Source organism: Haloferax prahovense, from assembly GCF_000723845.1.
Classification (GTDB): Archaea; Halobacteriota; Halobacteria; order Halobacteriales; family Haloferacaceae; genus Haloferax; species Haloferax prahovense.
In genome coordinates this window covers 170589-197218 of record NZ_LK053001.1, presented here as the reverse complement: position 1 = coordinate 197218, position 26630 = coordinate 170589, and the positions used below count along the sequence as shown (strand labels likewise).

Below are 26630 nucleotides of genomic sequence, written 5' to 3'. Positions count from 1 at the left end.
TGAACCGAATCGAACGCCGCGGACTCGCCTACGCGTTTTCGCGTTCGTCTATCGTTGTCGCGTCGGCTTGAACGTACGGGTTACCGCGGGAGGGCGTTCCCCGACCGCTCGAACGACTCCACGTCGCCGGCGTCGGCGGCGTCGATGAGGTCGTTGTTCACGAACAGGCGTTCGCCGTCCGTGTTCGAAAGCGAGAGGAACGTCTCGGTCCCCTCTGTCGCCCGGGAGTTCCGAACCGTGATGTCCGTCGTGTCGACGAGCGAAATCGCCGCCGCGTCGTCGTCGCGGTGGGCCTGTCGGCCGACGAAGCCGTCGACGAGCAGGCCGTCAACGTCCTCGCAGGCCAGCCCGCTCCGGTAGTAGTCGGGCAGGTCGCCGCTGTCGTCCCACTCGACGGTCACGTCGCGCATCGTCACGTCGCGGGCGTTCTCGACGTGGACGCCGGCGATGTCGTTGGCGAAGATTGGCGTGACGACAGAACTCGGCTGGAGGTCGAAGTTACCGCCCACCTCGTCGGCGTGCTCGCTCCCGGTGAGTTCGATACGGACGTTGTCGAACTCGACGGTCTCGATGTCGGAGCCCTCGGAGCCGTAGACGAGCGCCCCGTTCTCGCTGCGCGCGACGATGTTCGAAAAGCGCACGTTCCGAATCCCGCCGAGGTCGGTGTCGTCGTCGCGCGGAACCGACGTGACGTAGATTGGTTCGCCCTTGCCCCACCACGGGCCGGGGAGCATGTTGGAGTTGACGACGATGTCGGTGAAAAGCACGTTCTCGACGACGCCCGAGTCGCGGTGCTGGATGCCGAGGCCGCGGTTCGACTCCTGGACGACGATGTTCTGGAACAGGCAGTCGCGAATCGTGTCGTCGGTGCCCGACCCGAACTTGATGGCGCAGGCGCTCGACCGGAGCGTGCAGTTCGTCACGACGATGCCCTCGCAGGTCACCGGCTCGTCGGGTCGCGCGCCGAAGGTGATGCTGTCGTCGCACGACTGGATGGTGCAGTCGGAGATGTGGACGTTCTTCGTGTCGCCGAGCGCGATGCCGTCGCAGTTCGGGATGAGCAGGTGGTTGAGGATGTCGACGCCGCGGATGTCGACCTCCTCGGTCCCGTGGAACGACAGCGTCCACGCGGGCATGTCGCGGATGGTCACGTCGCGGATGCGGACGTTCGTACAGTTGTTGAACCGGAACATCGGACCGGGGCGGAAGTCGGGCTTCGCGACGGGCCAGCCGTCCGTCCCCTTCGTCCGCGAGAGGTAGGCGTCGCCCTGTCGCGCCTCGTGGGGACCGTTCGAGATGAGCGGGTGCGACGCGCTCTCGTTGGAGTGGCCCTGAATCGGCGTGTCCATCCGCATGAACTCGGTTCCGAGGCCGTCGAACTCGCCCTCGCCGGCGATGGTGACGTTCTCCACGTCCTCGGCGAGGAAGAAGATGCGCTCGTTGTCGGGGCCGATGAACTTGTCCGTGTACTCGGCTTCGTCCTTCGCGGGGCTGACGACCGCGCCGGCCTCCAGATAGAGCGTCACGTTGCTTCGGAGATGGACGGTTCCGACGGTGTACGTCCCGCTGGGGACGGTGACGGTTCCGCCGCCGGACTCCGAGCAGTCGTCGATGGCCGTCTGGAACGCCTCGGTCTGGAGGTCGTCGGTCGAGTCGGCGTAGGCTGTCACGTCGAAGGCACTCGCTGCGGGTGGCATGTACCCGTACCGTCGCGGTGGCCTATCTTTATACTACTGGTGGTCGGAGTTCGGCCGTGAGTGATGCTCGCCCAAACGTCCTGTTCGTGATGACTGACCAGCAACGGTCGGACACGATTCAGGCGCTCGGAAACAGTCGAATCCACACCCCGAACATCGACCGACTCGTCGACCGCGGCGTCTCCTTTACCAACGCCTACTCGCCCGACCCAATCTGTATCCCAGCGCGACACACCATCCGAACCGGCTGCGAGGCCGTCTCGACGGGCTACCTCGGGAACGAAAAGCGCGACGCGCGACACCTCGAAGACCGGTGCGGCCCCTTCCTCGCCCGGAGCATGCGCGAGCGGGGTTACCGGACGTTCCTCGTCGGGAAGTATCACGCCCATCCCCGCGACATCGACCTCGGCTACGACCACCGCCTGAGCTTCGAGGCGTTCCGCGAGGAGACCGGCCACGAGGTCAAGACGACCGCCCGACAGGGCGCGATGGTCCACCTTCCCCAACAGAACCGGCTCCCGCCGGACGACAACTACGAGGCGTGGATGACCGACCGCGCGGTCGACCTCATCGGCCGCGACACCGACGAGCCGTTCTTCGGCCTCGTCTCGTACGAACCGCCGCACCCGCCGTTCGCGCCGTCGCCGCCCTTCGACCGGATGTACGACCCCGAGCGGCTCGAAAACCCGGTGAAAGGCGACCTCGAAACCGACCACATGGACGAGAAGATTCCCACCCAGAACCACCACTTCTGGACGACCCGCGAAGGCGGCATCGACGACACCACCGTCCGGGTCATCAAGGCGTACTACTACGGGATGATATCGGAGGTCGACCGCCGCATCGGTCGCCTGCTCGACGCGGTCGAGGCCCGCGACGACGCCGACAACACCCTCATCTGTTTCTTCTCGGACCACGGCGAACTCCTCGGCGACCACCGCGGCTGGGAGAAGTCGTCGTTCTTCGAGTCGTCGTGTCGCGTCCCGTTCCTCGTGAGCTGGCCCGCGGAGCTTCCGGAGGGCGACCGCCGCGACGACCTCGTGGCGCTGACCGACCTGTTCGGCATCGCGACGACCGCCGCGGGCGACCAGGAACTCCGCGACGGCGTCGACGTGCTCGGGACAATTCGGGGCGACGCCGAGCCCCGCGAGCGGCTGTTCGGCTACCACCGGACGCCGCGGCTCCCCCCGAACTTCACCGGGATGGTCCGCGAGGGTCGCTGGAAGTACGTGTTCATGCGCAACGGCGGCCGCGAACAGCTGTTCGACCTCGCGGCCGACCCGAACGAACTCGACGAGTGCGCCGCCGACAACCCCGAGGTCGTCGCCGAACTCCGCGCCGCGCTGGCGGAGAAGCTGACCGACGCGGGCGCGAACGAGTTCGTCGAGAACGGGACGCTCCGGCGCGCGCCGTACCAGGAAATCGACATGGGTCGGCTCGTCCGCGAGCCGTACCCCGAGGAGCCGGCCGACGTGCTGGACTGACCGACCGGCGTCACTGGGTTCTCTCCCTCGCTCTCCGCGCCGTCCAGTCCCCGAAATCGCCGGTCCCGCCGTACTTTTATGAGCGTTCCGCGTAACCGACTATCACGAATGGAGATCAGCGACATCCGTACCATCCGGTTCAGCTGTGAGTCCCACATCGACCCCGACGAGAAGGGCCACGGCCACCCCGGCGAGCCGAGGGAGTCGACGCGGACCATCACGCACATCGTCGTCGACGGCGGCCCCGACGGCTACTGCCGCGGCGGCCACGAGGCGGCCAACGAGTTCGCCAAGAAGCACCTCGTCGGCGAGAACCCGCTGTACCGCGAGAAGCTCTGGCAACTGCTCTGCCGGGCCGAGCGACTGAACAAGGGAACGCTCACCGACAAGCGCGTCGCGCCCATCGACTGCGCGCTCTGGGACATCGCCGGCAAGGACGCCGGTCTCCCGGTCTATCAACTCATCGGCGCGGCGCGGGACTCGGTCCCGGCCTACGGCAGTACGATGGTCGGTGACGACGACCCCGACGGACTCGGCTCGCCCGAGGCGTACGCCGACTTCGCCGAGGAACTCGTCGAGGAGGGCTATCAGGCCGTCAAGCTCCACACGTGGATGCCGCCGTTCGGCGACGACCCCGAACAGGACATCGCCGCCTGCCGGGCGGTCCGCGAGCGCGTCGGCGACGATATCGACCTCATGCTCGACGCCCACCACTTCTACAGCCGAAGCGAGGCCAAGAAGATCGGGAAGGCGCTCGAAGACCTCGACTTCCGCTGGATCGAGGAGCCGATGGACGAACACTCGATGTCCTCCTACGAGTGGCTCTCGAACGAACTCGATATCGCCGTCGTCGGCCCCGAGACCGCCGAGGGTCGGATGCACACCCGCGCCGAGTGGATAAAGCGGGATATCGCCGACATCATCCGCGTCGGCGTCTACGACGTGGGCGGCATCACGCCGGCGCTGAAGGCGGTCGGCCTCTGCGAGTCGTTCAACATCGAGTGCGAGATTCACGGCCGCGACGCGCCCAATCTCCAACTGCTCGGGACGATGGCGTTCCCCGGTCGGTACTACGAGCGCGGCCTCCTGCACCCGAAACACGACTACGAGACGTACTTCCCCGGCCTCGAACACCCGCCGGACGAAATCGACGAGAACGGCGTGGTCGAACTCCCGCAGACGCCGGGGCTCGGCTACGCGTTCGACTGGGACTACATCGACGCCAACCGCGTCGAGTAACCGCGCGAGAACGCGCGGCGAAACGGAGTACGGAACAACTGACGAGGGCCGCTACGAAACAGAATCGACGGCGGTCGCTGGCGCGGCGTTGCGCGCTGTTTTTCGGTGTGTTAGTTCGACGCTCGGTGCGGGTGGCGGACCTCCGCGGTCAATTGTACGAACCCCAGAGTCGGAGCAGTAGGAAGGCGCCGATACCGACGCCGATGAGCGAGATTCCCCAGACGCCGAACATCCCCGCGAGCGTCCCGTCGAGGACGAAGCGCGCGAGGGCAATCATGAAGACGCCAGCGAGCACGGTCATGATGAAACTCCGGTTCGACGACGCGGCCTTCCGGAGCGAAGGCACGCGCGATGCGTTGACTGACATACGTACTCACACGGTAGCTCTCCGCACACAAATAGATACTGTTCGTGCGGGCGTCGTTCGCCCGGTTCGAACGGCTCTGCGGGTCGAAAACGGATAGTTGAAAACTGGGTCGCGGCGTCCCGAGCGGATGGCTCAGTCGTCGACGATGCTCGGACTGTCCCAGTACTCGTGGGTGTCGTCGGCGCGGAAGCACCGCGCGGCGTGGCCGTCCTCGTCTTCGAACGCGCCCGGGTCGTTGGTCTCACAGACCTCACGCGCCTTCGGACAGCGCGGATGGAAGTGACAGCCGCTCGGTCGGTTCGTCGGATCGGGGATGTCGATCTTCCGAATCGGGAGGTCGTCGTCGCCTTCTCCCTCGTAGAGGTTCGGCGTCGCCCACTTCAGCGCCTGCGTGTAGGGGTGTTGGGGATTGCCGATGACCTGCTCTATCGGTCCGACTTCGACGATGCGGCCGAGGTACATGACGGCGATGCGGCCGCCGGACTTCTCGGCGATGTACCGGGCGTTCGAGAGGTCGTGGCTGATGAAGACGTAGGAGGTGTTGAACAGGTCCTGCAGTTCGAGCATCAGGTCCATCATCTCCACCCGGAGGCTCACGTCGAGGGCGCTGATGGCCTCGTCGGCGAGGATAACGTCCGGGTTCAAGAGCAGCGACCGAACGAGTACGACGCGCTGTTTCTCGCCGCCCGAGAGCTGGTGGGGGAACCGCTCGACGAAGTCCTCGGCGGGCGTGAGCCCGACGCGTTCGAGGAGCGCGTAGACGCGCTTTCTGCGCTCTTCCTCGCCGAGGTTCGGATTCCACTTCTTCAGCGGGAGCATCAGCGAGGTGAGGATGCGCTGGTTCGGGTTCAGCGCGCTGCCGGGGTCCTGGTGGATAATCTGGAGGGACCGCCGAATCTCCGAGAACGGGATGTCCGGGTTGCGGCTGTTCTTGGCCTCCCAGATGTCCTGTCCGCGGTAGGTAATCGAGCCGTGGGTCGGCTCCTGCGCGCCGATGATGGCCTTTCCGAGCGTCGACTTGCCGCAGCCGGACTCTCCGATGAGCGTGACCACGTCGTTCTCGCCGATGTCGAGCGAGATGCCGTCGACGGCGCGGACCGTCTGCCGCTCGCCGAACAGGCCGAGGAAGCCGCCGCTGTCGGTGAAGTGGACCGACACGTCGTCCACCGAGAGGATGGAGTTATCGACGCTCATTCGCCCTCACCGCCCTCTTCGGCCGCTTCCATCGCGGGAATCGGAATTTCGTCGGACACGTCGTCGTGGTAGAAACACGCGGTTCGGTGGCCGTTGCCGCGGTCCGCCATCGGCGGTTCCGCCTCCGCGCAGGACTCGTCGGCCATCGGGCACCGCGGCCGGTACGAACAGCCCGGGATGTTAGTCACCGGGTCGGGCTTCGAGCCCGAAATCGACTGCATCTCCTCGATGGGGGCGTTCAAGTCCGGCGTCGCGTTGAGGAGCGACCGGGTGTACGGGTGCGCCGCGTCGTAGAGAATCTCTTCGGTCGAGCCGACCTCGACGATGTCGAACGCGTACATCACGACGAGCCGGTCCGCGAGCTTAGTGAGAAGCGGCAGGTCGTGCGTGATGAAGATGATAGTCAGGTCGTACTCCTCTTTGAGGTCCTTGAGCAGCGAAACGATAGAGCGCTGCATCAGGAGGTCGAGCGCGGCGGTCGGCTCGTCCATCACGAGCACCTCCGGTTCGAGGATGAGCGCGAGCGCGACGAGCGCGCGCTGTTTCATCCCGCCGGACAGCTCGTAGGGGTACGAGTCGAGGACGCGGTCGGGGTCTAAGTAGAGGTCGCCCAGAATCTGGCGAGCGCGTTCGAGCCCAGCCTCAACGTCGCGGTTGTGGTCTTCGAGGGTCTCCTTGAAGTGGCCGCGGACCTTCTTGACGGGGTTGAACGAACTCATCGCGCCCTGGAACACCATGGCGACTTCGCCCCAGCGGAACTTCCGAAGCTCCTCTTCGTCGAGGTCGAGCACGGAAATCGGCTCGCCGCCGTCCGGCGGGTAGTAGGTGACCTCACCGGAGGTCTCGCCCGGGCTGACGACCGCGTTCATCAACGCGGAGGACGTCATCGACTTCCCGCTGCCGCTTTCGCCGACCATGCCGAGCGTCTCGTTGCGGTAGATGTCGAAGTCGACGTTGCGGACGACTCTCGATTCGCCTCGGTTGGTCCCGAAGGTGACCTCCAGGTCGCGGACTTCGAACACGACGTCTTGGTCCGGGTCCGAGTCGTTCTGATTCGACGTTCGCATTGTTTGATTGGTAGTCATCGTCTGGTAATAGGTGTTGGCACGGGGTCAGTCCCCGCCGGTCGCCTGCGATTGGTTGTTCTTCGAGGTGCCTTTCTTCTTCGAGGTTTTCGCGTGGCGTGCCCGGAGGCGGACGTTGAACAGGCTGTCGAGCCCTTGCGATAGCAGGACGAGCCCGAACGACAGCAGGAAGATACAGACCATGGGCGCGACCATCCACGGGAGCATATCCGGTCGGGTGAGCGCGTTGCCCTCGTACGCGAGGTTCATCATCACGCCCCAGTTGAACGTGGTGAAGGGCAGGATGCCGAGGAAGTACAGGCCCACGGACTCGAAGATGATGCGTCGAGAGGTGAGCGCCCCGTTAATCATCACGTACGGCATGAGCTGCGAGAGGATGTCCCGCCGGAGAATCGACGACAGCGGGATGCCCATGATTTCGGACGCCTCGACGTAGGACTCTTCGCGGATGCTCAGCACCTGCGAGCGGACGGTCCGCGCCAGTCCCGGCCAGTTGTCGATGCCGAGGAACACCCCGACGATGTAGGGGTTCTCGGGCTGGAAGATGGCCGTGATGACGATGATGAGCGGCAGGCCCGGAATCGTGATGACAACGTCGGTGACGGTCATCAGGAACGAGTCGATGCGCGTGCCGTGTTCGAAGCCGGCGACGACGCCCACGAGGGCGGCGAAGCCGACGCTCACGACCGCGCCCGCGAAGATCATCTTGAACATGCCCGGCGTCGCGTGGATGAGCTGGGCGTGAATCGGCTGGCCGAACACGTCGGTACCGAGCGGGTACGCGAGCGATTCGAACGGCGCGGCGAGAACAGGAGCGTCACCGCTTGTCGGCCGCTCGACGAGCCAGACGCCGACGCTTCCCATGAGGAGGAAGAACGCGAGAATCGCGCCGCCGACGAGCGCGCGCCAGTCGGCGACTGCGATGCGCGCGGGGGCGACGACGTTCATCTCGAGGAACCGCTTTGCGCGGTCGGCCCGCGATTCGGGGTCCGGGTCGATGTCCTCGTCGTAGAGGTCCTTCAGGTCGAACGAGTCGGAATGTGTTTCGCTCATAGTTACTCCTCACCCACCGAGATGCGCGGGTCGATGAGCGTGTACGTGAGGTCGGCGATGAAGATGGCGGTCAGCGAAATCGCCGTGAACACGAGGAGCGTGCCCATCAACAGCGGGTAGTCTTGCGTCTTGACCGCCTCGAACATCAGGAGACCCATGCCCGGGTACGCGAAGACCTCCTCGACGATGACGGCGCTGCTGAAGACGCCGGCGATGCCGATCATAAACTGCGTGTACATCGGGAGGATGGAGTTGTGCCCGAGGTACTGCGTGGCGATGCGGGTCTCGCGGAGCCCGCGGAGCTGCGCCACGCGGATGTAGTCCTCGCCGAGGACGCGAATCGCGTTGCCGCGCATGGCGAGCGCCCCGGAGGTCGCGAGCGCGCCCATCGAAATCGCCGGGAGCGCCGCGTGCTTCACGAGGCTAAGCATGAACTCGGGGTTGTACCCCGCCGCGATTCCCGAGCCGATTCGGCCGCCCGTCGGGAAGTAGTTGTTCTGGATGGCGAGGAAGTAGATGAGCACGACGCCGACGATGTAGTACGGAATCGAGTTGAGTCCGATGATGAGAGATGACACCGTGGAGTCGAACCGCGACTTCTCTCGGTAGGCCGTCATCACGCCGAGGAAGATACTCAGCGAGTAGCCCAGTGCGAGCGCGTAGACGCTGATGAACATCGACCACGGGATGCGCTGCATGATGAGCGTCGTGACCTTCTCGTTCTTGAAGAACGAAGTGCCCAGGTCCTGCCGGAGAATCACGTCAGACGCGTAGTTGAAGTACTGTACGTGCATCGGCTGGTCCGGATTCACGTTCGTGTAGAGCTGTATCATCCTGTTCAGTCGGTCGATGTCGACGCTCCCGCCGCTCTGCGAGAGAATCACGCTCCGCATCGCCTCCGTCGGACCACCCGGCATGGCTTGGTACAGCAGAAACGAGACCGTCATCGTGACGAGAAACGTCAGTATCGCTTGCCCGAGACGTTTCAACAAATACTTTGGTGTCATTATTAATAGTTTGGCTTCTAGCGTGAGAGGGCTTAATTGTGGTGGTTAAGCCCGTTGGGGGTGCCGTCTTACTCCGAGTTCGAGCTAATCCATCCGTTCTTGAACGAGAACTCGCCCGGCCGGTTGGTGTTGAGTTCGTAGTCGTCGCCCGTCGGCATGGAGAAGTCCTGCGTGTCGCCCCAGTAGCCGGAGTCTTCCTCGACGAAGACGAAGTCCGGAAGCGCGTAGTTGAACCACTGGACGAGGTCGCGGGTCCGCTCTTTGACCTGTTCTGCCGACTCGGAGTTCGGCAGGTCGTTCATGAGCTGTGCGGGCTGGATCTCCTTGCCGCTGCCCGAAACCTCGGTCGCGCCGACCTCGCTCGGGATGGTCGTCGTGAACGGCTTGCCCGTCGGGCCGGTCTCGTTCCCGCTGGACGGGTCGCCGACCTCGATGCCGTAGAAGTTGTTCGAGAAGTACGCCGTCGGGTGCCACAGCGCCTTCGCGACGTGCCATATCCAGAAGATGTCCGCCTCGTACGTTTGGAGGCGCTGGTAGTAGTCGGTCGAGCTGACCGTGCTAATCTTCGTCTGGATGCCGAACGCGTTGAGCTGGTCGTTGAAGACCTTCGTCGCCTGCACCTGGGTGTTGTTGTTCTGCGTGAGGACGGTGAACGTGAAGGACTCGCCGTCAGGGTCGACCCACGTCCCGTTCTCCTTGGTGTAGCCGGCGTCTTCGAGCAGCTGCGTCGCGGTTTCGAGGTCCTTGCCGACCGGGTAGTCGATGAGCTGGTCGACGAAGTCCGAGCCGAGGTACTCCTCGTGAATCGTCGAGCGCAGCGCCGTCTGGTTCTCGGCGGGCGCGCCGACGGTTCCGGCCTGCCGCATCGCGGCGACCATCGATTCGAAGTCCACCGCGTTGACGATGGCGCGTCGGACGGGAAGCCTCGCGATGTGCTCGTTCTTGAAGTTGAACGTGAACTTCTGGGTGCGGAACCAGTTGAGCCGGTAGACGTTCTCGATGTTGTCCGGGTACCGGGACTGCTGGGACTCCGACATGAGCACGTCGGGGTTCATGTCGAGTTGGTCGTTCACCGACAGCGACTCCACGTCGGAGGTCGTCTCGGGGATGATGCGGACGTTCGGGATGTCCGTGCGGCTCGCGTACGGGTGGTCTTCGAACTTCTCGAGGATGGTCTCCGAGGAGTTGAAGCCGGTGACGCGGTACAGCGCGTTGCCGAGTCCCTCGTCGATGAGCTGTTGGGTCGTGATGCTCATGTCGAGGAGGTCGCTCGTCACGCTCTCACGTTCGCTGTCACTCGATGCCTCCTCGTAGCGCGTGAGGTATTCGCGGTAGATCGACCGCGGGGTGTTGACGAACGTCTCGGCGACGTTCGCCTTCATGAGGTTGGGCGAGACGGCCGTCTTGAACGTCCGCTCGATGGTGTAGTCGTCCACCAGCGTGTTGCTCTCGATGGGCGACTGCTCGGGCGACTGCAGGCGGTCGATTTCGAGGCCGATGTAGTAGTCCTCGGCCGTCAGGTCGTCGCCGTTCCACCACTTGAACCCCTCGGGGAACGTCAGCGTGAGCGTCCGCCCGTCGACGGTCATGTCTTCGAGCAGGTCGGGTCGGACCGTCCCGTCGGCGTAGCCGCGCGCGACTTCCTCGAACAGTTGGTCCTGCAGGGTGTGCGCGTAGTTGCCGAGGCTGTAGCGGTTGAACTGCACGTCCGTCGCGGGTCGGCCCGCGGGGTAGTCGAGCGTGTCGTCGGCGAGGGTCGCCCCGCCCTCGGTGCTCGTTCCGCCGTCCGTGCCGCCTTCGGTGCTCTCCTCGGTCGTCGTCTGCCCTGAGCTATCGAAACAGCCTGCCAGACCCGCTGTGCCAGCGACTGCCCCGTATTTGATAAGGTCTCGTCTACTCCAGTTGGTTGAACGCTTTCCAGCCATGCGGTATCATCTATCATGATACTCCCGGTTAATATAGATACTGGATTTGTCCATACTGGCCGTGCCAGAGAAAATAACTATCATAGTTGTGATTCCTGACTTTCAGGGTTCGATGAACGTCCCTCACGCGCTTCTGGCCGTCCACAGGAGGAGTCCGAGCATCAGGACCGCCAACCCGCCGAACGTCGTCAGCTGGAGGTAGACGAGCGCGTGGGTCGTCGTTCCCGGTTCGATAGACGGGAGCGAGATGAGTAGCAGGACGATAGAGGCCAGCGAGATGACGAGGACGAACTTCATCCGGGTCTCGTAGTCGCGGAGCACGTCGGCGAGACTCGTTTCGGGCATGCCTACGTAGAGTACCGCGGTGTATTTCAGTATACTGCCCCGCCAGGTGACGAGTCGCGCGTCGCACGCGGGGGAGAGGAGCGCGGTCCGGTGGCGCGCACTCCCGCCACCCCCGCCCGCGCCGTCCGTTCCTGCGGTAGACTTAGATAAGACGAGACGAAATGCAGGTGCATGGACAGAGGATTAGTACTCATCGAGAACACTGACTTACACGCGGACCTCCTCCGGGAGGCCAGAGAACACGCGCTCGGCGCGGACGCCGACCTCGTCCTCCTCGTCACGCTCACCGAAGACGAGTTCGAGGAGACCCAGGAGGTCCTCGACACCATCGGCGACGTCGAGCACACGTCGTACACGGAACAGGACGCGTTCAAGGGCGCGATGAACGACGCCGAGGAAGTCGCCCGAGAGGTCTTCGGGGCCGACGACGAGGTGTCCTACGAAATCGTCCCGCGAATCGCTAGTGAGAAAGAGCGCGCCGAGACGGTCATCGAAGTCGCAGAAGAGGAGGGCGCAGACCACGTGTTCATCCTCGGTCGGAACCGCTCGCCGACCGGGAAGGCGCTGTTCGGCGACCTCGCGCAGTTCGTGATTCTCAACTTCGACGGCTACGTGACGCTTCACACCGAGTGAGCGTCGTCGAGGCGGCCTGACCCGTCACCTGTTTTTTCGGATTTATCGACCCGCGCAGTCGTTCGTCATCAGCCGCCGAGTGCGACGGCCGCTTCAGCGCGTCTTGTCCACGACGTAGTCGAGCGTCACGTCGACGCCGGGGTCGGTGCGCCACTCGAAGACGAGGTCCCAACTCCCGGCCGAACCGTTCCACTCCACGTAGCTCTCCCACGCGTACGTCTCCGACGACCCCGTCGTCGCGGGCTTCGCGCGGACCGAGAGCGCCGACGCCTCGAAGTCCTCCGGTTCGTCGACGCTCCCCGGGATGGTCACGTCGGGGAACTCGCTGATTCCCTCGACGCGGGCAGCGGGCGACTCGCCCGCCGAGAGCGTCACCTCGCCGTCGGTGAAGCCGCCGCCGACGTTGTCCCGAACGACCGTCGTGTTCGAGAAAATCCCGATGTTCCGGGTCGTCCCGCCGCCCCGAACGTCGTTGTTGACGATGCGGTTGTGGTTGCACGCCGGGCCGGTTTCGAGGATGCCCCACGTCTGTTTCGGCTCGTCGCGGTCGTCGTAGACCCGGAGATTGCTGATGGAGATACCCTCCGCGGGAAGCTGTTCGCCGTCGTTCCGCGAGTCGATGCGGACGCCGTCGCCGTTCGTGTTCTTGACGACGCCGCCCTGCACGGTGAAGTCCCGGCAGTTCTGGATGAGAATACCCTGGTCCTCCGCGCCCTCGATGTTGACGTGGCCGATGGTGATGTCGTAACACTCGGAGACGCCGAAGACGCCCCGATTTCCGCCGCGGCTGACGACCTCGCCGACCGTCACGTCGTGCGCGCCGTTGGCGACGCGGAACGTCGCGTAGCCCGCGGGCCCGCCGGGTTCGAGGCCGACGACGCTGTTCACCGTCGCGTCGACGGTGTCATTGAGGAGGACGACGCAGCTCGCGGGGTCGTTGCCGACGACCTGCTCGATTTGGATGCGGTCGACGCCGTAGGTCTCGACGCCGTGGTGGCCGTTCCCTTCGATGTATATCTGTCCCATCTGGATGTCGGTCGACCGGGGCGCGTCGCCCCGCCCGTCGATACGGATGCCGTCGCTCGTCACGCCCGTGATGCGGATGTCGCCGAGTCGGACGTTCGAACAACTGGTGAGTCGGATACCCATCGCCGCGGGCCCGTCGACGACGAGGGATTCTACCTCGACGTGTTCCGCGCCGACGGCCCTGACGACCGGCGGCACCGACTCCCCGTCCGGAATCGAGAGCGTGGCCGGCGCGTCGAGGGTCGTGTAACTCGGGAGTTCGAGGTTGCCGTCCGCGCCAGTAATCTCGCCGGGCGAGGCGATGAGCACTTTCTCGTTCCACGTCCGCCCCTCGGTGAGGCTGTCAACGGCCGCCTGCGCGACCGGTACGACGCCGTCTCCCGACGCGACTTCGCCGTCCGCGCCGTCCGCGTGGAACGTCCCGTCGTCGTCCTTCCAGACGATGACGTCGGCGTCGCGCGCCGAGGTGTAGAGGTGGTCCACGTCGAGCGACGCGAGGTTATACAGGCCGTTCCCGTTCGCGTCGACGTCTCGATTCCACGGCTTTCCGTCGTTTCCGCGACCGTTCCCGTGACTCTCGTCGCCCTCGCGTTCGTCGTCGGACTGGGCGGCCGCGGTGCCGGACAGCGCCGCGACACCCGTGCCCCCGAGGAGCGCGAGTGCGGTTCGTCTGGTGAGCGAGGCTCGGTTCGAATCGCTGGGTGTGGGTGTGTCTTTCATACCCATGACTCTGTTTTTAACAAATACACATAAAGTTAATTGCAGAATCAGGTTCGCTTGCGTCAGCGTCGACGCGTCGGAAGAAGAATCGAAAATGGGACAGACGGGACAGACAGCGGGGCGTGGCTCGGACGTTCGGGACTACTCTGGCGGGCTATCCCACTCCTCGCCGTCGTCCTGCGGGTGGTACCCGATCTGCGAGCGGGCGTGTTCGAGGTCGTACCACCGGCGCTGGTTGTCGCTCACGCCGCTGAAGATGCCGAACTCGACGTTGTCGTCCTGCAGACAGCAGTCGATTTCGTGGGCGAAGTCGCGGCGGGATTGCCACATCGCCTTCATGCGCCCGACGGTCTCTTCGTACTCGGCGCTCCCGCGCTCGAACTCGCCGTTCTCGACGGCCTGCTCGGCGTCGCCGTAGGGGTGGTCGTACTCCGGCATCCGGACGCTGCACACCCGGAGGGCGTAGAACTGCTTGGGGTATTCGTAGTTCTCGACGTAGTATCGGCCCATGTCCTCGCCGTAGGCCTTCGACGCGCCGTAGAACGAGTCGGGGCGGACGGGGTCGTCGTGGCCGACGACGAGGCCGTGACCCGGCTCGTAAATCTCGGGGGAGAACTCGTCCTCGTAGCCGCCCATGACGTGGTTGGTCGAGAGGAAGACGAACGACTCGATTTCGTTCTCGCGGGCGACTTCGAGCGCGTTGTACATCCCGATGATGTTGGGCTCGAAGATGTCTTCCCACGTGCCGTCGGTGTAGGGGTACGCCGCCATGTGGATCATGGCGTCCTGTCCCTCCGCGGCGTCGTTGAGGGCGTCGTAGTCGGACACGTCGCCGACGACGGTGTCGTAGCCACCGTAGGGGTGGTCGTCGGGACGGTCGGAGCGGTTGAAGTACGTGAAGTCGTAGTCGTCGTCGTCGTGCAGGTGGTCTATGACTGCGGTGCCGCACCGGCCATAGACGCCGGTCATCAAGACGTCCATACGAATCTACTCTGACCAAATCGTAATAAATTGATGGGTGACCGCGAAATCCGACTTCGAGCCGGCGTCTCTCGCCCACCGGGAATCGACCCCCGACCGTTTCGATAGTTCACAACGCCTGACTGTTGACTCGCGGATGGACCACTCGCGGGCGCTCTCGCGCGCGAACATCGGATTCAGGGGTTGACGATGCCTTTATCACGGTTGACTCAGATTGACTGTACCATGCCACTCGCAGACGACCGTGTACGTAGTCGTCTCCGTGGCGTCGCCGTCGGCTTGCTCACGCCGTTCGACGACGACCTGGAGATCGAACACGACAAACTCGAAGCTAACGCGAAGTCGCTTTCCGGCGACGGTATCTCGTCGTTCCTCGCGGCCGCGAACATCAGCGAATACCACTCGCTGTCCCAACAGGAGCGCGTCGACGTGACGGAGACGAGCGTCGAAGCGCTCCCCGACAGCGCCTGCGTCCTCGCCGGCGTCGGCGGGTCGACGAAGGCCGCGACCGACCTGATGGAAGCCTACGACCGCATCGGCGTGGACGCGATGATGGTCATGCCGCCGGACCACACCTACGTCCACGAGCGCGGACTGCTCCGCTACTACGAGAAGCTCGATGCCGCGACCGACACGCCGCTCGTTCCCTACGTCCGCGGCTTCGACCCCTCGGTCTCCTTCCTCCGCGACCTCTCGCGCATCGAGGGCGTCGTCGGCGTCAAGTACGCCATCGAGGACCCGGTCAAACTCGGCTCCGCCGTCGCCGCCGCGGACGACGACGTGGTCTGGGTGGACGGCCTCGCGGAACCGTACGCCGTCTCGTTCTGGAACGAGGGTATCGAGGGATTCTCCGCGGGCGTCAGTAACTTCCGGCCGGAAATCGGCCTCGCGCTGTTCGAGGCACTCACCGAGGAGAACTGGGAGCACGCCCGCGAGATTCGCGACCTGACGCTTCCGTTCCAGGACTTCCGCGGCGAGACGGGCGAGGACAACGACCTCCCCGGCGCGATCAGCGTCTCCGCGGTGAAGAAAGGCCTCGAACTGGCCGGCCTGCACGGCGGGAACGTCCGCGAGCCGATTCGGTCGCTGTCGGCCGCCGACGAGCGCCGCGCCGAGGAACTGTACGAGGAACTCGACGACGGTATCGCCCGCGTCATCGACTGAACCGACGACTGCGACCGGAGCGCGAACCGACGGCTCCGACCGCACCGACACCGACTGACCACGCTCACCACACCTGTCTGACGCACCCGGCCGCATCGGTCGGACGCACCCCACCACCACTTTTCGTCGTCTCGCCGTCATCACTCCGCTGCCGAGCCGTTTTCACGGCTCACCGGTCCGTTTGTAACCACCGGCTCTCGACCCGTGACAACTGCGTTACTCCTCACTTCGGGCAGCCGAGCGGACAGTCCTCCGGAGACTGAGCGCCGCGCGGTCCGCGTCCCGCCCGATTTTGTTCGCCACTAGCGAACGAACAATCGCCGAATTGTGCCTCATTGTTCACTCTCGATGGGTTCTCCGTTCCCTGCTTGCGAACGGGTCGTTTCGAGCCTCTAACTGCGTTGAATCGGGGGTTTAGCTGGTTTGCGGTTCTTTTTGGCTCGCCGCTCCGGACGGCGAACGCGCGAATTCGGCGCTATAGCCACTGATAAATTACAAATATATGTCTGTAATTTTCCCGCCTCGGGAACCCGACTGCCGGACGAGGGCTCGTCTCGCGCCGAATCTCGCCGCGATCGCCGCCGCGTGTCGGTCGCTGGAGGTAGCGATAAGTAGGTGCGGCGTGTGCGAGACTCACACGGTATGCAGCACGACGATATCCAGCACGACGACATTCAGTTCCACAACGTCAGGGCGCTCCAACGGGTTCGGCCCCGCGAGGGACTTCGATTGCTCCGCGTTCCGGAGGCGGTCAGGAGCGGCCTGAACACCGGCGCGCAGACGCGGATGTCTCATCCGGCGGGGACCGAGATTCGGTTCGTCCCGGAGGAGACGGTCCGTATCACGCTCTCCTCCGAGGAGCGAAACAGCCTCGTTCGTCCGTTCTGGGGGGATTTTCAGGCGACAGGCGAGGAGTTCACGCTCGGGCCGGAACCGAAGACGGTCGAACTGTCTCCCCCGGAGTCGCTTTCCGACCTCGACCCCGAAGCGACCGGCGAGATGCGCTACGCGCCCGACGTGTGTCGACTCGTCTTCCCCGGCGACCACCGCGGCGGCCACATCTACTACCACGACGTCGAGGGCACGCGGCGGCCGCCGACCGCCGACGAGGTGCCGAGCCTCCGATACCTCGCGTACGGCACGTCGATTACCGAGGGCGAAGCCCCCTCTGCGGAGATGCTCACGTACGTCAATCAGACGGCGCGGCGACTCGGCGCGGACCCGATAAACCTCGGCTCCTGCGGGACCGCCTACTGCGACCCCGCGATGGCCGAGCACATCGCCGCCCGCGACGACTGGGACGTGGCGACGCTCTCGCTTTCGGTGAACATGGTCGGTCGGTTCTCGCCCGACGAGTTCCGCGACCGGGCCGCGGATATGGTCGAGACCGTCGCCGCGGCGAACCCGACGAAACCCGTCGCCTGCATCACGCTGTTCCCGCACGTGCGCGAATACAAACGGAACCACGAGGAAGCGACGCTCTCCGAGACGTTTCGCCAGCACCTTCGCGACGTGGTCGCCGAGTGCGGCTACGACAACGTCCACCTCGTGGAGGGTCCCGACCTCCTGCCGACCGCCAGCGGGATGACGACCGACCTCGTTCACCCCGGCGACGACGCGATGGTTCGCATCGGTGAGCGCCTCGCGCGCGAGCTCGAATCTCTCATGGACGATTGACCGGGATATGCGCGACTCAGACGCTCTCGTAGTCGAATTTTCCGAACGAAATCTCCGCGAGCGTAACACGGAAGGACCCCCCTGTTCGATGGGAGGGTATGACCGTCGCCGCAAATCTGGGCTACATGCTCGGGGTGCTCTGCCTCGGGGCGCTAGCGAAGCGTCTCGGCCTCCTCGACAGTAGCCGCCGCGACAAGCTCACGTTCTTCGCGTTCGCCTTCGCGCTCCCCGCGCTCGTGTTCACCTCGACGTACGACCAGCCGATTCGCGAGGTCATCGAGCCGACGCTCCTTCTGGGCTTCTGGCTCGTCCTCTTCACCATGCTCGCCGTCGGCTGGGTCGTCCACCGCCGGGTGTCGCCGGACTCGGTTCGGAGCGTCGCCATCGTCCAGTCGTACTACTCTAACCTCGGCTTCCTCGGCCTCCCGCTCGTCGCTTCGACGTTCGGCTCGCTGACGACGGCGAAGGCGAGCGTCATCCTCGGCGTCGGCGCGCTCACCCACGTCCCGCTCACCATCACCGTTCTCGTCCTCGTCAACGGCGCTGACGTGTCGTTCAAAGAGGAGTTTATCGGCGTGCTCAAGACGCCGGTCATCCCGGCGCTCGTGTTGGGGCTCTCCTTTTCCGGGCTCGGTCTCGGCGTCCCCGGGGTTCTCGTGACGGGCCTCGACGCGCTCGCCTCGCTCGCGCTCCCCGTGGCGCTGCTCTCCATCGGCGCGTCGCTCACCGTCTCCGCCGAGTCGCTCGACCTCCGCACCGTCGGGGCCGTCGTCGGTAGCAAGGTCATCTTGATGCCGCTCGTCGCCTTCGCGGTGTTCTCGACGCTCGCGTCGAGTTGGACGACGGTCCAAGCCGGCGTGACGATGCTCGCGACGCCGACCGCCGTCTCGTCGTTCATCTACGCGAACGAACTCGGCGGCGACGCCGACCTCGCGTCGATAAACGTGTTCGCCACCACCGCCGTCTCGGTCGTGACGCTCTTCGTCGTCCTCCAGTTCCTTCTCTGAGGTGGCGGCTCGTCGGTAGCTCTTCCGAACGCCCGAATTCGATTCTCTCGCGCCTTGTGACGGTCACGAACGCGTGGCGGCCACCGCCGCCGGCATGAGAAGCTTACTTAGTGATGGGTGTGCATGGCTAGGTCGAATGTCGAGAACCTACGGTAACTTCATCGACGGCGAATGGACAGACTCCCAGTCGGGAGAGACGTTCGAAGTCACGAACCCCGCGGCGGCCGGCGAAGTCGTCAGCGTCCACCCGGCGTCCTCCGAAGCGGACGTCGAGGCGGCGCTCGACGCGGCCGTCGCCGCACAGGACGAGTGGGCGTCGACGCCCGGCCCGTCCCGCGGCGCGATTCTCCGCGAGGCCGGCAACAACCTCGAAGCGCGCAAGGAAGAGGCGACCGAGGTGCTCGTCCGCGAGGAGGGCAAGACGCGCTCCGAGGCGGGCGGCGAGGTACAGCGCGCCATCGACATCTTCCACTACTACGGCGCGAAGGCGCGGGACTTCGGCGGCACCGTCAAGTCCGCGAGCGCCCCCGGCAAGGACCTCTACACGAAGCACGAACCCCTCGGGACGGTCGCGCTCATCACGCCGTGGAACTACCCCATCGCCATCCCGGTCTGGAAGCTCGCCCCGGCGCTCGCGGCCGGTAACACCGTCGTCCTCAAGCCGGCGTCCGAAGCTCCGGGCGTCGTCTCCATCGTCCTCGAATGTCTCGACGACGCGGGACTCCCGGCCGGCGTGGCGAACACCATCACCGGCTCCGGCAGCGAGGTCGGCGGTCCGCTCATCGAGAGCGAGCGCATCGACGGCGTCTCGTTTACCGGCAGCACCGCTGTGGGGACGATGGTCGCCGAGACGGCCGCGGTCGACCTCAAGCGCGTCCAGTGTGAGATGGGCGGCAAGAACCCGACCGTCGTGATGCCCAGCGCGGACATCGAGGCGGCCGCCGAGACCGTCGGCGTCGGCGCGTTCGGCACGACCGGCCAGTCGTGTACGGCCACCTCGCGCGCCATCGTCCACGAGGACGTGTACGACGAGTTCGTCGCGGCCGTCTCCGACTACGCCGAGTCGCTCGTCGTCGGCGACGGACTCGACGACCCCGACATGGGCCCGCACGTCTCCGAGAACGAACTGTCCTCGACGCTCGAATACATCGACATCGGCTCCTCGGAGGGCGCGACGCTCGAAGCCGGTGGCAGCCGACTCTCCGGCGACGACTACGACGACGGCTACTTCGTCGAGCCGACCGTGTTCTCCGGCGTCGAAAACGACGCTCGTATCGCTCAAGAGGAGATTTTCGGTCCCGTCCTCGCGGTCGTCAAGGCCGACTCCTTCGAGGACGCGCTCGACCTCGCCAACGACGTTGACTACGGGCTGTCGGCCAGCATCGTCACGCAGGACCTCAGCGAGGGCAAGCGCTTCGTCAACGAGGTCGAAGCGGGCGTCGCGAAAATCAACGAGAAGACGACCGGTCTCGAACTCCACGTCCCCTTCGGCGGCTACAAGGACTCGTCCACTAACACGTACCGCGAGCAGGGCGACGCCGGCCTCGACTTCTTCTCGTCGGTGAAGACCATCTACGAGAACTACTGAGCCGCGGGCCCCCGCGCGCTCAGGAGAACTTCGTGTTCAGTTCGATGACGTTCGCGGCGCTCCGGACGTAGTCCGCGAGTTCGCCGTGCAGGCGGTCCTCGGTGAACCGGCTCGACGGGCCGGTGATGCTAATCGCGCCGAGGATTGTCTCGTCGTTCTTGACCGGCGCGGAGACGCAGCGCAGGCCGTTGATATTCTCCTCGTCGTCGATACCGTACCCCTGCTCGCGGATGGTTTCGAGTTCCTCGAACAGCTCCTCGGGCCCGGTGATGGTGTTCGCCGTCTTGGGTTCGTACTCCATCGCCGCCGCGATTTCCTCGATGCGCTCGGGTGGGAGGTACGCGAGAATCGTCTTGCCGAGCGACGTGGAGTACATCGGCTGTTGGGTTCCCACCCGCGACAGCGTCTCGACGGCGTGTTCGCCCTGCGCCTTGTGGAGGTACGAGACCATCCCGTACTCCTCGACGCCGAACTGGACGATTTCACCCGTCTCCTCGGCCAGCGAGTCGACCTCCTTTTGGACGATGTCGAAGTTGCCTATCTGGTCGCGGACGTGCGAGGCGACGTCGAGGAAGCGCAGACCGAGGCGGTAACCGTCGCCCTCTCGGACGATGACGCGCCGCTCTTCGAGCGTTCGGAGGTGGCTGTGGACCGTGCTCTTCGAGTGGCCGAGTTCGTCGGCGATTCGCGTCACCCCGATGCCAGCCTCCTCCTGGAGGAGGTCGATGATATTGAACGCTATCTGGACCGAGCGGATTGTTCGGCCGGGGCGTTTGTTCGGTTGGGGGCTCATGGTGTGACAGTCGAACCCGAGCCGTATATATTTGTTCCCGCCTGGGGAACGAGTCTGCTGCGACGAACGAGCGCTCCTCGGTTTCCGACCGGCTGACCGACTGGCGCGCACGGCCGCCGTCCGGTGGTGGCGCGATGCCATGGGATACATTTTTCATCCTCGCACGTATTCGTGTGGGTACTGTACCCATGCCAGCAGACGAGCTTACACCAGTCCAGCGCGCCGCGTCGTATCTCCGGTCGTTGGACATCGACGGTCAATCGTGGATTACCGGCGTCGCCATCAACGGCCTGCTCGCCGAGGGCGGAGACGAGTCGGTCGAGCGCGCGAAGCACTTCGTCGACACCGCGGTGGCGACCCAGAACGACGCCGGGCAGTTGAGCTACGGCCCGAGCTACCCGATTGAGGTTTTCAGCCACGGCCGCGAGTACGAGGCGAGCTGGGAGCTGACCGTCAAGAAGTGCATGAACACGAACAACAGCACCGCCATCGGTCACGGCGTCCTCGACTTCTACGACCGCACGGGCGAGGACCGCTACCTCGACGCGGCCGAGCGCGCCTACGAATCGCTTCTCTCCTTCGAGCGGACCGAAGACGGCGGCATCCCCCACCACGACCCCGAACTCGCGGGCATCAAGTCGCTGTGGATCGACTCCGTCTACATGATGTGCCCGTTCCTCGCGCGCTACGGCGCGGCCGCGGGCGACGACGACGCCTTCGACGAGGCGGTCGAGCAGATTCTGATTCACGCGGCGCACCTCCGCGACAGTCACACGGGCCTGTTCCGACACATCTGGGTCGAACAGCCGAACCACTACCCGCAGGGTGCGTTCTGGGCCCGCGGCAACGGCTGGGCCGCCGCCGCGTCGGCTGACGTGCTCGAACGGCTCCCCGAAGACCACCCGAAGCGCGACGACCTCCTCGACCTGTTCCGGTCGCACTGCGAGGCGCTCCTCCCGTTGCAGGACGGCAGCGGCTTCTGGCACAACCTCGTCGACGACCCCCACACGCCGCTGGAGTCGTCGGGGACGCTCATGTTCGCCTACGCCTTCGCCCGCGGCATCGACCTCGGCATCCTCGACGAGGAGACCTACCGCCAATCCGCCGAAGACGGGCTCGCGGCCGTCTCCCGCGTCGTCGGCGAAGCGGGCGCGGTCAACCGCGTCGCAGGGCCGCCGGGCGGTCCCGAAGCACCCCTGACGGACACGCCTTACGGGCAGGGCTGGTTCCTGATGGCCGCGGCCGCGCTCGACTGACCTCGGGCTGACCTCGACCCCCGGTATCCTTCTCGGCGCTTTCGGAGCCGGCACCACAGTTATGCGCTCCGGCGAACATTGACGAACGAACGCGAGCGACAGAAGACACCATGACCTACCACGCAGGCATCATCGGCACGGGCGGCATCGCAGGGATGGGCATCCTCGGCATGCACGACGAGGAGGCCATCGGCAGAGAGAAAATCGACGCGAGCCACGCGGGCGGGTACGCCGCGACCGACGACATCGAACTCGTCGCCGTCGCCGACGTGGACGAGTCGAAGCTGGACACCTTCGGCGAGGCGTGGGACATCCCCGCGGACCGCCGGTACGTCGGCCACGAGGCGATGCTCGAAGCTGAGGACCTCGACGCGGTGTCGGTCTGCACGCCGTCGTTCCTCCACCGCGACCACGTCGTCGACGCCGCGCGCTCCGTGGCCGACCCCTCGGTCATCTGGTGCGAGAAACCCATCGCGTCGTCCGTCAGCGACGCCGAGGAGATGGTCGCCGTCTGCGAGGGGACCGACACGGAACTCGTCATCAACCACTCCTTCCGGTTCACGGACAAGCTTCGCCGACTCCGCGACCTCGTCCGCGATGAGGGTATCCTCGGCGACGTGAAGTCCGTGAGCGCGCAGTACCGCATGGAACTCATGCGGAACTCCACGCACGTCCTCGACACGCTCGTCTACCTCCTCGACGCGCGGGCGTCGCGGGTGAGCGGCCACATCACCGGCGAGAACGAGGCGCTCGACGCGCTGGACGCCACGGAGTCGGTCGTCGACGCCGGCGGCGGCGGACACGTCGTCATGGACGACGGCACGTTCGTCACCGTGGACTGCACGATTCCGCGGGACATCTCCTCGATGACGCTGAGTTTCATCGGCACCGAGGGCAAACTCTACATGAACAACGACGACGGCGAGTGGCGCTACTGGTCGCTCGAAGACGGCGAACACGTCGAGCGACCGCTCCCCGGCATCGAGGGCGCGTGGACGTGGGAATCGGACTACAAGGGGTCGTTCGCCAACGCGGCGGCCCACGTGCAGGACCTCCTCGACGGGACGGCGGAGAACTACTCGCCCGGCGTCGCGGCGACCCGCTCGCTCGAAATCATCGTCGGGTTCTACCTCTCGCACTACACCGATTCGACGGTCGATATCCCGCTTCCGGGGCCGCTCCGGGAGGTCCCTATCACGTCGTGGTGAGCCGCGGTCGGTCGGTCAGTCGCTCACGCCGGACAGTCTTCCGGCATGGCCGGAAGAGCTTCTGGCGCCGGGGATCGAGCTGAATCGGACGTATATCGAGGATAGAGGCCCAAATAGTGCAGTATCGGGTTTTCTATTGCTCTCTCCCGCAGTGGTCTTCTCGTCTGGCCGGTCGAATCTGTGCTCCAGGATATATCCGTGACACTCCGCATAGAAATAATTCCAAATTACAATTCTATGGTAGTAATGATTAGGGGCGTGCAACCCGTTTGGACGGCAATCGCGTACATCGAGCCGTCGTACCACTCGGTTAGCGGGTGACGCTCCACGGTCGATTCGAGCCTCACCGGGTTTCCGCCAGTGGCGGATACGTATCCGGAAGGACCGGAGCGAACGGTTATTCCGGGAGACGGCCATTTGTGCGCCGCTACTCCGGGGTAAATTCGACTTTGGGGTAATTCGTCCAGTACTATTCTCGGTGAGAAATTCGTTGTGGATGGCGGGCGCTCCGCCATGGCCGGACAACTGTCTCCTTCGAGCGTCAGATCATCCGGTAGACTTCGTCCATCCAACTGTCGTCGGTCTCGACAGTGATGCCGCTCATGACCTCTGCCCAGTCGGCTTGCGCCTCGCTGTTGTCCATTACCTCTTGGATGGCCTCTGGGTCGTCGACCTCCATGAAGCCGAAGACGTGGCCGTCCTTCTCGAAGACGCTGTAGGTCTGTAGCCCGGCGTCGGAGTCCAGATAGGCGGATTCGAGCGCCTCGGGGACGTTCTCGTGTTTCGTTCGGTACTCCTCTCGCTTGCCGTCCTTTATCTCAAGGTGGAACGCGATTCGCGCCATACGACCCCCGATTCGACGGCACCCGTCTTAGCTCTTCGGCGGGTAAGATTTAGTACGGGGTCGCCCGTCATCGACTGTAATGATAGATACCCACACCCACGCGTGGGGAGCCGCGAGCCCGGAGCACCCGTGGACCAACGGCCCCATCTTGGACCTCGTGGATAGCTTCGACGTGCACACCGTCTACACCGCCGAGCGCCTGCTCGCCGACATGGACCGAAACGGCGTGGACGAGGCGGTCGTCGTGGGCTACCCTATCTGCGACTGGACGGACAACTGGTACACCCGACGGGTCGCCGCCGAGTACGACCGACTCCACGGCATCGTGATGCTCGACCCGTTCGCCGACGACGCCGTCGAGCGCCTCGACCGCTGCATGGAGACCGACGGCGTCCTCGGCTTCCGACTCGGCGCGGCCTGCCCGTACGACCGGATGTGGGAGACGTTCGACCCGAGCGTAACGTGGCTCCGAGAGAGCATCGAGGAGACCGCCTTTTGGGAGGCCGCGGTCGAACACGACGCCGCCGTCCAGATTCTCTGCGACCACGGCCAACTCGACCAGGCGCTCGAACTCGTCGAGGCGTATCCCGAACTCACTTACCTGTTCGACCACTTCGCTCACGCCGGTCCCGAGACGCCCACCGACGAGGGCACGTTCAGCCGGTTCGCCGACCTCGCGGAACACGACTCGGTCGCGGTGAAGGTCTCGGAAATCGTCCACATGTCGGACTCGGCGTTCCCCTACGCCGACATGCATGACCACGTCCGATGGCTCCTCGACACCTTCGGGCGCGAGCGGGTCGTCTGGGGCTCGGACTACCCCAACGTCAGCGACGTTGCCAGCTACGCCGAGGCGTGTAACTGGCTCAAGCAGGTCGACTCGCTGTCGGAGGCCGACCGGTCGTGGCTGACCGGGAAGTCGTTCCGGCGGCACGTCGACCTCGGGTGAGCCGCCGTCTTATGGTTCGTGCTGGCGGACACGGGGCGTGTCGCCGGATATAGCCGACAGCTCGCCCCGTGTAGCCGCGGCTTCAGCCGCGCTATCACCGAAATTCTCCGCCCGCACCCAAACATATTAATCGGTGTGTTCACATGGTGTAAACGAGACGAACCCACACGGTTATTCGCAACTATGAAAGCCATTATTCAGACCGGGCCGCGCTCGGTAGAGACACAGGAGCGAGAGGTCCCCACCCCCAGTGCAGACGAACTGCTCATCAAGGTCCACACGGCGGGCCTCTGCGGCAGTGACGCCCACGCCTACAAGTACGACGGCGGCTACGAGTGGATTCCCATCCCGCGTATCATGGGCCACGAGTACTCCGGGACGGTCACGGAAGTCGGTGAGAACGTCGAGACGTTCGAGGTCGGCGACAAGGTCGTCGAGGAGCCGATTCACGACTGCGGCCACTGTTTCCAGTGTCAGAACGGCCAGCCCAACGTCTGCCAGAATTTCTCTATTACGGGCATGCACCGCGACGGCGCGTACACGGAGTACGTCACCGTCACGCCCGAGCACGTCCACGCGGTGCCCGAGGGCGTTCCCCTCCGGCACGCCGCCATCACCGAGCCGACGAGCATCGCCACGCGCGCGGTCCTCGACCAGTCGGTGACGACGCCCGGCGACAACGTCCTCGTCGAGGGGCCGGGCCCCATCGGCATGCTCGTCGCCGCCGTCGCCGACTCCCTCGGCGCGAACGTCGTCGTCTCCGGGCTCGGACAGGACGCGGCGTATCGCCTCCCGCTGCTCGAAGACCTCGGCATCGACACGGTGAACCTCCAGGAGGAAGGCGGCCTCGACGAGCGGGTCGAGAGCCAGACCGACGGCATCGGCTTCGACGTGGTCTTCGACGCGACGGGCCACCACAGCGGCGTCGTCTCCGGGAACGACGTGGTCCGTAAGGGCGGCCAAATCGTCGTCGTCGGCATCCCGAACTCCCCGAGCGAACTCAGCCTCACGTCGACCGTCCGCGGTGAAGTCGACATCAACACCTCCTACGGCTCGACGTGGACCAACTTCGAGCAGGCGCTTCGCCTGATGGAGCGCGGTGAAATCGCGGTCGACAAGATTATCGACACCTCCTACAGCGTCGACGACCCGGCCGAGGCGTTCGAGGCGTTCCTCGACTCGGAGACCTGCAAGCCGGTCTTCCAGTTCGACGGCTGAAGCGACACGACAGCAGGCACCCCACCGAGGCGGCGCCGCCGCGCCACCGACCGATTCGAGTCTCACCGACCGACTGACGGCGGGCCGACCGATCGACGAACCAGCGGCCTCTCCGGGCCACAGGTCGCCCAACGACAGAAACTATTTTACCCGTGCCGATTGGATGTGAA

Annotated in this window: 23 protein-coding genes; 11 read left to right on the top strand and 12 right to left on the bottom strand. The window is 65.0% G+C overall.

Annotated features, from left to right (window positions below; translation table 11 throughout):
• Positions 1-80 precede the first annotated feature (80 nt).
• Entirely contained in the window at positions 81-1697 is a 1617-nt protein-coding gene (locus BN984_RS15930; protein WP_338036224.1) for a glycosyl hydrolase family 28 protein, read from the bottom strand.
• 56 nt (positions 1698-1753) lie between these two features.
• Here BN984_RS15930 and BN984_RS15925 point away from each other — a divergent pair, with 56 nt between their 5' ends.
• Together BN984_RS15925 and BN984_RS15920 are read left to right on the top strand one after the other, a co-directional pair.
• A complete protein-coding gene (locus BN984_RS15925) occupies positions 1754-3181 on the top strand; it encodes a sulfatase family protein (protein ID WP_081909244.1) in 1428 nt (475 codons plus the stop codon).
• 108 nt (positions 3182-3289) lie between these two features.
• Positions 3290-4420 carry an enolase C-terminal domain-like protein gene (locus BN984_RS15920; protein WP_049968701.1) on the top strand — a complete coding sequence of 377 codons (1131 nt, stop codon included), beginning with the start codon at positions 3290-3292 and terminating at the stop codon, positions 4418-4420.
• A 148-nt stretch (positions 4421-4568) separates the two neighbouring features.
• On the opposite strand, the gene BN984_RS15915 is transcribed toward BN984_RS15920, so the two are convergent.
• The 7 genes from BN984_RS15915 to BN984_RS15885 form a co-directional block, all read right to left on the bottom strand.
• Positions 4569-4787 (bottom strand): hypothetical protein, encoded by a 219-nt coding sequence (locus BN984_RS15915; protein WP_008096958.1) that lies wholly within the window; start codon positions 4785-4787, stop codon positions 4569-4571.
• 132 nt (positions 4788-4919) lie between these two features.
• The gene (locus BN984_RS15910; protein WP_008096957.1) at positions 4920-5981 is read right to left on the bottom strand and encodes an ABC transporter ATP-binding protein; all 1062 of its coding nucleotides are present in this window, start codon (positions 5979-5981) and stop codon (positions 4920-4922) included.
• Positions 5978-7048 (bottom strand): ABC transporter ATP-binding protein, encoded by a 1071-nt coding sequence (locus tag BN984_RS15905; RefSeq protein ID WP_008096956.1) that lies wholly within the window; start codon positions 7046-7048, stop codon positions 5978-5980. The genes BN984_RS15910 and BN984_RS15905 overlap by 4 nt, the downstream gene beginning before the upstream one ends.
• A 45-nt stretch (positions 7049-7093) precedes the next feature.
• Positions 7094-8119 (bottom strand): ABC transporter permease, encoded by a 1026-nt coding sequence (locus BN984_RS15900; RefSeq protein ID WP_008096955.1) that lies wholly within the window; start codon positions 8117-8119, stop codon positions 7094-7096.
• A gap of 2 nt (positions 8120-8121) precedes the next feature.
• Positions 8122-9126 carry an ABC transporter permease gene (locus tag BN984_RS15895; RefSeq protein ID WP_222114939.1) on the bottom strand — a complete coding sequence of 335 codons (1005 nt, stop codon included), beginning with the start codon at positions 9124-9126 and terminating at the stop codon, positions 8122-8124.
• A gap of 68 nt (positions 9127-9194) precedes the next feature.
• Positions 9195-11051 (bottom strand): ABC transporter substrate-binding protein, encoded by a 1857-nt coding sequence (locus BN984_RS15890; protein ID WP_049968700.1) that lies wholly within the window; start codon positions 11049-11051, stop codon positions 9195-9197.
• 123 nt (positions 11052-11174) lie between these two features.
• On the bottom strand, positions 11175-11396 hold the full coding sequence (locus BN984_RS15885) for a hypothetical protein (RefSeq protein WP_004041061.1): 222 nt from the start codon (positions 11394-11396) through the stop codon (positions 11175-11177).
• A gap of 171 nt (positions 11397-11567) precedes the next feature.
• Here BN984_RS15885 and BN984_RS15880 point away from each other — a divergent pair, with 171 nt between their 5' ends.
• On the top strand, positions 11568-12029 hold the full coding sequence (locus BN984_RS15880; protein ID WP_008096952.1) for a universal stress protein: 462 nt from the start codon (positions 11568-11570) through the stop codon (positions 12027-12029).
• A 93-nt stretch (positions 12030-12122) separates the two neighbouring features.
• Here the strand turns inward: BN984_RS15880 and BN984_RS15875 are convergent, their stop codons facing one another.
• Both BN984_RS15875 and BN984_RS15870 read right to left on the bottom strand, forming a co-directional pair.
• Positions 12123-13775: a right-handed parallel beta-helix repeat-containing protein gene (locus BN984_RS15875; protein WP_049968829.1), complete on the bottom strand. Its 1653-nt coding sequence runs from the start codon at positions 13773-13775 to the stop codon at positions 12123-12125.
• A gap of 141 nt (positions 13776-13916) precedes the next feature.
• Complete coding sequence (locus tag BN984_RS15870; RefSeq protein WP_004972056.1) at positions 13917-14756, bottom strand: NAD-dependent epimerase/dehydratase family protein; 840 nt, start codon at positions 14754-14756, stop codon at positions 13917-13919.
• A gap of 225 nt (positions 14757-14981) precedes the next feature.
• On the opposite strand from BN984_RS15870, the gene BN984_RS15865 reads away from it, so the two are divergent.
• From BN984_RS15865 to xacF, 4 genes are all read left to right on the top strand, one after another.
• Positions 14982-15920: a dihydrodipicolinate synthase family protein gene (locus BN984_RS15865; protein ID WP_081909243.1), complete on the top strand. Its 939-nt coding sequence runs from the start codon at positions 14982-14984 to the stop codon at positions 15918-15920.
• Positions 15921-16562: 642 nt separating this feature from the next.
• A complete protein-coding gene (locus tag BN984_RS15860; protein ID WP_008096949.1) occupies positions 16563-17597 on the top strand; it encodes an SGNH/GDSL hydrolase family protein in 1035 nt (344 codons plus the stop codon).
• Positions 17598-17695: 98 nt separating this feature from the next.
• Positions 17696-18604, top strand: a complete 909-nt coding sequence (locus BN984_RS15855) for an AEC family transporter (protein ID WP_004972049.1) — start codon at positions 17696-17698, stop codon at positions 18602-18604.
• A 136-nt stretch (positions 18605-18740) separates the two neighbouring features.
• Complete coding sequence (gene xacF, locus BN984_RS15850; protein WP_008096947.1) at positions 18741-20192, top strand: 2,5-dioxovalerate dehydrogenase; 1452 nt, start codon at positions 18741-18743, stop codon at positions 20190-20192.
• Positions 20193-20211: 19 nt separating this feature from the next.
• Here xacF and BN984_RS15845 read toward each other — a convergent pair whose 3' ends face one another.
• Positions 20212-20985, bottom strand: a complete 774-nt coding sequence (locus BN984_RS15845; RefSeq protein WP_008096945.1) for an IclR family transcriptional regulator — start codon at positions 20983-20985, stop codon at positions 20212-20214.
• 188 nt (positions 20986-21173) lie between these two features.
• Between BN984_RS15845 and BN984_RS15840 the strand changes: the two genes are divergently transcribed.
• Entirely contained in the window at positions 21174-22241 is a 1068-nt protein-coding gene (locus BN984_RS15840; RefSeq protein WP_049968699.1) for a glycoside hydrolase family 88/105 protein, read from the top strand.
• 110 nt (positions 22242-22351) lie between these two features.
• Positions 22352-23449: a Gfo/Idh/MocA family protein gene (locus BN984_RS15835; protein ID WP_049968698.1), complete on the top strand. Its 1098-nt coding sequence runs from the start codon at positions 22352-22354 to the stop codon at positions 23447-23449.
• A 541-nt stretch (positions 23450-23990) separates the two neighbouring features.
• On the opposite strand, the gene BN984_RS15830 is transcribed toward BN984_RS15835, so the two are convergent.
• Complete coding sequence (locus BN984_RS15830) at positions 23991-24293, bottom strand: L-rhamnose mutarotase (RefSeq protein ID WP_004041051.1); 303 nt, start codon at positions 24291-24293, stop codon at positions 23991-23993.
• Positions 24294-24372: 79 nt separating this feature from the next.
• Between BN984_RS15830 and rhcC the strand changes: the two genes are divergently transcribed.
• Both rhcC and rhcE read left to right on the top strand, forming a co-directional pair.
• Positions 24373-25242: an L-rhamnono-1,4-lactonase gene (rhcC, locus tag BN984_RS15825; RefSeq protein ID WP_049968697.1), complete on the top strand. Its 870-nt coding sequence runs from the start codon at positions 24373-24375 to the stop codon at positions 25240-25242.
• Between the two features lie 183 nt (positions 25243-25425).
• Positions 25426-26460 carry a 2-keto-3-deoxy-L-rhamnonate dehydrogenase gene (gene rhcE, locus BN984_RS15820; RefSeq protein ID WP_008096940.1) on the top strand — a complete coding sequence of 345 codons (1035 nt, stop codon included), beginning with the start codon at positions 25426-25428 and terminating at the stop codon, positions 26458-26460.
• Positions 26461-26630: the final 170 nt, after the last annotated feature.

What these genes read in the sequence shown, in the direction of transcription:
- BN984_RS15870 (WP_004972056.1), bottom strand. Translation starts at nt 14,756, where the DNA reads ATGGACGTCTTGATGACCGGCGTCTATGGCCGGTGCGGCACCGCAGTC.
- rhcE (WP_008096940.1), top strand. Translation starts at nt 25,426, where the DNA reads ATGAAAGCCATTATTCAGACCGGGCCGCGCTCGGTAGAGACACAGGAG.
- BN984_RS15855 (WP_004972049.1), top strand. Translation starts at nt 17,696, where the DNA reads ATGACCGTCGCCGCAAATCTGGGCTACATGCTCGGGGTGCTCTGCCTC.
- BN984_RS15930 (WP_338036224.1), bottom strand. Translation starts at nt 1,697, where the DNA reads ATGCCACCCGCAGCGAGTGCCTTCGACGTGACAGCCTACGCCGACTCG.
- xacF (WP_008096947.1), top strand. Translation starts at nt 18,741, where the DNA reads ATGTCGAGAACCTACGGTAACTTCATCGACGGCGAATGGACAGACTCC.
- rhcC (WP_049968697.1), top strand. Translation starts at nt 24,373, where the DNA reads ATGATAGATACCCACACCCACGCGTGGGGAGCCGCGAGCCCGGAGCAC.
- BN984_RS15905 (WP_008096956.1), bottom strand. Translation starts at nt 7,048, where the DNA reads ATGCGAACGTCGAATCAGAACGACTCGGACCCGGACCAAGACGTCGTG.
- BN984_RS15860 (WP_008096949.1), top strand. Translation starts at nt 16,563, where the DNA reads ATGCAGCACGACGATATCCAGCACGACGACATTCAGTTCCACAACGTC.
- BN984_RS15845 (WP_008096945.1), bottom strand. Translation starts at nt 20,985, where the DNA reads ATGAGCCCCCAACCGAACAAACGCCCCGGCCGAACAATCCGCTCGGTC.
- BN984_RS15830 (WP_004041051.1), bottom strand. Translation starts at nt 24,293, where the DNA reads ATGGCGCGAATCGCGTTCCACCTTGAGATAAAGGACGGCAAGCGAGAG.
- BN984_RS15890 (WP_049968700.1), bottom strand. Translation starts at nt 11,051, where the DNA reads ATGGCTGGAAAGCGTTCAACCAACTGGAGTAGACGAGACCTTATCAAA.
- BN984_RS15895 (WP_222114939.1), bottom strand. Translation starts at nt 9,126, where the DNA reads ATGACACCAAAGTATTTGTTGAAACGTCTCGGGCAAGCGATACTGACG.
- BN984_RS15865 (WP_081909243.1), top strand. Translation starts at nt 14,982, where the DNA reads ATGCCACTCGCAGACGACCGTGTACGTAGTCGTCTCCGTGGCGTCGCC.
- BN984_RS15840 (WP_049968699.1), top strand. Translation starts at nt 21,174, where the DNA reads ATGCCAGCAGACGAGCTTACACCAGTCCAGCGCGCCGCGTCGTATCTC.
- BN984_RS15835 (WP_049968698.1), top strand. Translation starts at nt 22,352, where the DNA reads ATGACCTACCACGCAGGCATCATCGGCACGGGCGGCATCGCAGGGATG.
- BN984_RS15900 (WP_008096955.1), bottom strand. Translation starts at nt 8,119, where the DNA reads ATGAGCGAAACACATTCCGACTCGTTCGACCTGAAGGACCTCTACGAC.
- BN984_RS15880 (WP_008096952.1), top strand. Translation starts at nt 11,568, where the DNA reads ATGGACAGAGGATTAGTACTCATCGAGAACACTGACTTACACGCGGAC.
- BN984_RS15885 (WP_004041061.1), bottom strand. Translation starts at nt 11,396, where the DNA reads ATGCCCGAAACGAGTCTCGCCGACGTGCTCCGCGACTACGAGACCCGG.
- BN984_RS15910 (WP_008096957.1), bottom strand. Translation starts at nt 5,981, where the DNA reads ATGAGCGTCGATAACTCCATCCTCTCGGTGGACGACGTGTCGGTCCAC.
- BN984_RS15875 (WP_049968829.1), bottom strand. Translation starts at nt 13,775, where the DNA reads ATGAAAGACACACCCACACCCAGCGATTCGAACCGAGCCTCGCTCACC.
- BN984_RS15915 (WP_008096958.1), bottom strand. Translation starts at nt 4,787, where the DNA reads ATGTCAGTCAACGCATCGCGCGTGCCTTCGCTCCGGAAGGCCGCGTCG.
- BN984_RS15920 (WP_049968701.1), top strand. Translation starts at nt 3,290, where the DNA reads ATGGAGATCAGCGACATCCGTACCATCCGGTTCAGCTGTGAGTCCCAC.